Source organism: Phytobacter sp. V69, from assembly GCF_965644215.1.
In the GTDB taxonomy this organism is placed as follows: domain Bacteria; phylum Pseudomonadota; class Gammaproteobacteria; order Enterobacterales; family Enterobacteriaceae; genus Phytobacter.
Genome location: NZ_CBFFRL010000262.1, coordinates 1 through 5293, shown reverse-complemented (window position 1 = coordinate 5293; position 5293 = coordinate 1). Strand labels below are relative to the sequence as shown.

The following is a 5293-nucleotide window of genomic DNA, read 5'->3' as shown; positions in this document are numbered from 1 at the left end:
AATACAGCTCAGCTAAGGTAAGGCTAATACAGCTAAGGACTCCACTGAACCCCACCGATTAAATCGCACCTTCCCTTCTTCCAGAGCATAAAACTTTTTCAGTATCCTTCGGCTCATAAGGAGTTTGTCATACTGACCGAGCCAACCCAGTACCCATAAATTATTAATCGTATAGCCGCAGCCATTTTTCTCTAATTCTTCAACAAGTTGTTGAGTCTGTTCATGAACTTCCGGCAGTTTGAAAGCGATACTTGTCAGGCGGAAACTCTGATCATCAGACACCTCTAACCATGGTTGTTTAAACTGGATATTTCTCTGAATTTCGTTCAGCTTTTGTTGATTCTTTAAAAACTCATCTTCATGCCAATAGTGCCTATCGATACCATGATTATTGGCATTACGGGTAAGGAACAAGCCGCCATTTTCGGCAATCACCCCATCTACAGGCCACATTCTGGCCATTTGATCAGCCCATCCGGCAGAAGCAGCAGTGACCGGAATCACTTTAATACCTGCACCCTGTAACTTCTCAAGGCTTTGATAGGTCCGAGCATGTAGCCTCCCCTGATAAGTCAGCGTCTCATCCATATCGGTTAGAACAAAACTTATATCTTGTAACTCTTCATTCTTAACATTATCAATCAAGATCATAAATCCTCCATCTTGTTGATATTAATGTTTAATATGTGGAAGAACTAATATTTAATTGGCATTTGATATTCCTTGTTTAACTCGAATACTTACAGAACAACGCAGCAAAATCGTCGGCTAACTTAAAGTCTGCGTCGGGAGTTGCTCCTCAGAAGTTCAAGGCGAGTTCATGGACTAAATTGTGGAGTTGTTCAAAGCGACAAAATAGATTTTTCAGATGAATATTTCATTTTTACCATACATTTTGTATGTTTTGCTCTCCAACTCTTTCTGGTTCAGGTTCCCTTTGAATGGAGCCTGAACTCAGGAAAGGGCTTTCGCCCGGACGCGCTGTAGGCGGCTCAACGTGATAGTGGTGGCACCAACGTGGGCATCTTTTATATGCAGGGTAATTAACTCTGCTGCACGCTCCTCAAGTCTGCGTTCTATAGCATCAAGCAATTCAGCATGTTCTTCATAGGTTTGCGTAATACGCGACTCATATTCAAAATCGAGCCGACGAATAATGCGGATCCTGTCAGTGATATTGGTCAGTATTGCCGTCAGCTCACTATTGCCGGCGGCTTCCGTCAGAGTGATATGAAATTGCTCGTCAAGTGCCGCGACTTTATCGCATTCCAGCAATCGCGTCTCAGGCGCAACAGACCATATTGCTTTAAGCCTGGTGATAACATCCCGGTTCACTTTTGGAGAAGTCGGGTTACACAGACGCCTGACTGTATTCGTTTCAATCAACTCGCGCGTTTCGTAGAGTTCTTCATACGCATCAAAATCAATGGGAAAGACTTCCCATCCGTTAGGGATACAGCGTCTGACCAGATTTTCGTTTTGTAATATCAGTAGCGCTTCGCGCACTGGTGTGCGCGAGCACCCCAGGCGCCGGGCAATATCCACCTCTGTGAAGCGATCGCCAGGCAGAAGAACAAACTGGTAAATTTCCTGCCGCAGTTGATGACAGACGCGTTCTGAATGCGGAAGAAGTTGTGTAGGTACAGATGTCATTGTAGTTATTCCTGAAAAGCACAGCGATTAGCTATTCTGGCGAATGAATCGCGTACGCCAGGGTTTTAAAATGAAAAGTGCGAGACCAGCGGTAATAAAATCAAGACCAATCGCACAGCTAAAGACAACATGCCATCCCTGAGTGTGTTGATACAAGAGCGCCGCCAGTGGCCCGCCGAAAATCGAACCAATCCCTTGTGAAATATACAACCAGCCGTAGTTTGACGCAGCATGTTCACTGCCAAAGGTATCGGTCAGCGTTGACGGGAAAAGTGAAAATATCTCTCCCCAGCCAAAGAACACCACACCGGATAATAGTACAAAGAGCATTGGATCTTCACGACACGCCAGCCATAATGTCATGGCAAGACCCTCGAGAGCGAATGCGATAAACATGGTTTTCTCGCGTCCGTAACGGTCAGAGATAAAGCCAAACAGCGGACGGGTAAGTCCATTAGTGAAGCGATCTATCGTCAGTGCCAGCGGCAAAGCTGCCATACCAAATACCACCGCCTTGCTGATCCCGAAATCATCTGCAAACACTGCCATTTGTGATGTCACCATTAATCCGGAAGTGGACATCATCGCCATCATAGCGAACATTAGCCAGAATAGCGGTTGGCGCAGCATTTCGCGTGAGGTAAATTGTTTATTGCTCTGTGCCACCTTCTGACTAACCGGCATCGTCACCATGTCCGGTGGCAGCCTGAGCCCCTGGCTAGCCAGAAATCCGACGAGGGCAAAAATAATGCCAAACACTGTCATCGTTTGCTCAAGGCCGTAACTGCCAAGTGACATTGATATGGGGAATGTGGTTAAGATAGCTCCCATACCGTATCCTGCTGCCACTGAGCCAGCAGCAAATCCACGATGTTGTGGGAACCATTTAACCATCAGACCGACTACGCCGATGTAAACAATCCCGGTTCCAAGGCCTCCCATACAGCCGTAGATCAGCCATAGCATAGTTAGACCATGTATGTGAGCGGAAAGAACCCAACTCATGCCGGCCATAAGGGTACCGATAGAAATCAGTAGTCTGGGCCCGAATTTTTCAACCAGCCGCCCCTGAAATGGAGAAAAGAAAGTCTGGAGGATGATCAGCAGAGAAAACGTGACCTGCAATTCCGGTAATCCCACACCCAGTTTCGCGGCTAACGGCTTTGTCAGTAATGTCCAGACATATTGAGTACTTGAAATGGCGGCCATACAAATCAAACCAAGAATAAGTTGCCCCCATTTACCATATTTAGGTGTAACGAATTGTTCGCTAAGCGTTGTCATAATAATCTCCGATCGCAGTGTGAAATTATCTTGTCCGGGGGAGTTCATCACGGATATCGAATCCCCTTTGTAAAAATCATGTCGTTGGATTAAACGGGTGTTACCAGTACGCGACACCACCGTCGCTGCGCGGATCGCTGCCGCCTTCCAGCAGGCCATCGCCGTGGCGGATGATGGCACCGGCGTGACCCATGATGTCGTCGTAAGGGGGATAAATTTCGATGTCATGGCCGTAGCATCTGAGGGTATCGGTAGTCGCCGGGCTCAGGCGGCTTTCCATCTTGAGTGTGTCGCTGACTTCCCCCCACGTGCGCCCCAGCAGCCAGCGTGGCGCTGCTACCGCCTCCTGCGGAGACATGCCCTGGTGCATGATGCGATCGAAGACTGCAGCCATTGTCTGCGGCTGACCGTCGCCGCCCATACTGCCGTAAACCATCACGCCGCCGTCTTTCAGGCTCAACAAAGCCGGATTGAGCGTATGGAATGGCAGACGCCCTGGTTGAAGCGGGTTATTCGTGGTGAGGTCCAGTGAAAAACTGCTGCACCTGTTTTGCCAGATAATGCCGCTGTCCGGCAAAATAACGGCGCTGCCAAACTCATGATAAATACTCTGAATGAAACTCACGGCAGTGCCGGCTCCATCGACGACGCCCATCCAGACAGTGTCAGCCGGACCGCGGCCTCCATCCCATGCCCGTGTCCGCTCAGCCTCAATTTGTTTGCTGAGCATTTCGATATTTTCGTGAGAGAGGAGGGATTGTGGGTCAACGGTCATATGCGCCGGATCCGTGATATGTTTATCCCGCAGATCAAACGCCAGTTTGATTGCTTCCACAGATTGGTGGATAAAATCGGCTTCCCCGACAATGGCACCTTTTTTTCGCTGACTTTCGATTATTCCGGTAATAAGCAGAGAGACCAGCCCCTGAGATGGAGGAGGCAGGTTATAAATCGTGCCTGCATCCGTCTGCAGAGCCAACGGATTGACCAGCGAGGCATGGAAATTATTGAGATCGCTGAACCTTAACAGGCTGCCAGCGGCCTCAAGTTCACTGGCAATAAGGCGAGCGATATCACCGTGATAGAAATCATCCAGCCCGTTTATGGCCAGTTTTTCCAGTGTGTTTGCTAATGCAGGCTGGTACAGTAATTCATTCGTGTTTAACGCCTCACCTGATGGTGCAAATAATGCTGTAAAACCAGGTGATAACTGTAATTGTTCCAGCTTTGATGCGATTTGGTGATGTAGCCCATCACTGACCGGCACTCCATTGCGTGCGAAGTGGATGGCATCTTTCAACAGACGGGATAACGGGATACGTGCTGGCTCAATGATATTCTTTTCCGCCCATTTCAGTGCCAGGCTCCAGCCTGCCACTGTTCCTGCCACCGTATTGGTAGCATGAGGTCCCCGAAACGGAATCTGCTGAAAACCGTTATTTTTATAAAATGGAATATCAGCTTTTTTTGCAGCATATCCACATGCCTGAATCGCGACAGGCTTTTTACCCGGCACAGAGATCAACCAGAAGCCATCGCCACCAATACCGTTCATATGCGGATAAACAACGGCAATAGTGGCTGCAGCAGCGACCATCGCCTCAATGGCGTTTCCACCGTCTTTTAGAACAGCTATCGCGCTCTGCGCTGCCATTGCGTGTGGTGCCACAGCCATACCCTGTGTGCATTTTATCGAATTCGTCAGACTCATTGCATAATGCCCTGTCGACATGTGTGTATACACGTCGTAAGCATAAAATGCGCCAATCTTAAAAAATAATTAAATATCAATATATTAATTAATTTCTGGCTATACATATAATGAGATTACCGGATTGTCTCACCGTAACGGTGCGAATATATGGTGCAAATGCACCGTGACCTACTCCCCGTTGATTAACACACCGCGATGTTAGTAATGTATTCATCAGAAACGTGAGGACATCCCCATGAAGAAGCGTTATTCCGACGCACAGATCATCAGTTTCTTTCGCGAGGTCGAAGCCGGAGTTTCTGTCCGGGAACGCATGCTAATTCAGACGCCACCTTCTGCACCTGTCGCGAGGACTCTGGCGGAATGAAAGCCCTGGAAGTGAAGCGAATTAAGCCACCTGAAGAGAAGAACGCCAGCCTCAGGAAGTTGCTCACTGAAGCCATACTGGATAAGGAGTTGTTACAGGTGGCTCCGGGTCAAAAGTTCTGACGGCAGACAAGAAGCGGGAAGCCGTGAAAGTCATGTGTAAGGCAACGTGTCTGTCGCAGTGTTGTGCCTGCACAATGTGAACCGCCCCGGGAATCCTGGAGACTAAACTCTTTGAGAGAGAGGTAAACAGGATGACTAAAAACACACGTTTTT

General features: G+C 48.3%; 5 protein-coding genes. 1 reads left to right on the top strand and 4 read right to left on the bottom strand.

Annotation, left to right across the window (positions count from 1 at the left end):
- Positions 1 to 12 precede the first annotated feature (12 nt).
- The 4 genes from ACSZPU_RS23060 to ACSZPU_RS23045 all read right to left on the bottom strand — a co-directional run bounded on the left by ACSZPU_RS23060 (position 13) and on the right by ACSZPU_RS23045 (position 4648).
- Positions 13 to 651: an HAD hydrolase family protein gene (locus tag ACSZPU_RS23060; RefSeq protein WP_499003600.1), complete on the bottom strand. Its 639-nt coding sequence runs from the start codon at positions 649 to 651 to the stop codon at positions 13 to 15.
- Between the two features lie 303 nt (positions 652 to 954).
- Complete coding sequence (locus tag ACSZPU_RS23055; protein ID WP_499003598.1) at positions 955 to 1653, bottom strand: GntR family transcriptional regulator; 699 nt, start codon at positions 1651 to 1653, stop codon at positions 955 to 957.
- A gap of 27 nt (positions 1654 to 1680) precedes the next feature.
- On the bottom strand, positions 1681 to 2985 hold the full coding sequence (oxlT, locus tag ACSZPU_RS23050; protein ID WP_499003602.1) for an oxalate/formate MFS antiporter: 1305 nt from the start codon (positions 2983 to 2985) through the stop codon (positions 1681 to 1683).
- 52 nt (positions 2986 to 3037) lie between these two features.
- Complete coding sequence (locus ACSZPU_RS23045) at positions 3038 to 4648, bottom strand: gamma-glutamyltransferase family protein (protein ID WP_499003595.1); 1611 nt, start codon at positions 4646 to 4648, stop codon at positions 3038 to 3040.
- Positions 4649 to 5014: 366 nt separating this feature from the next.
- Between ACSZPU_RS23045 and ACSZPU_RS23040 the strand changes: the two genes are divergently transcribed.
- Positions 5015 to 5140, top strand: a complete 126-nt coding sequence (locus tag ACSZPU_RS23040) for a hypothetical protein (RefSeq protein WP_499003592.1) — start codon at positions 5015 to 5017, stop codon at positions 5138 to 5140.
- Positions 5141 to 5293: the final 153 nt, after the last annotated feature.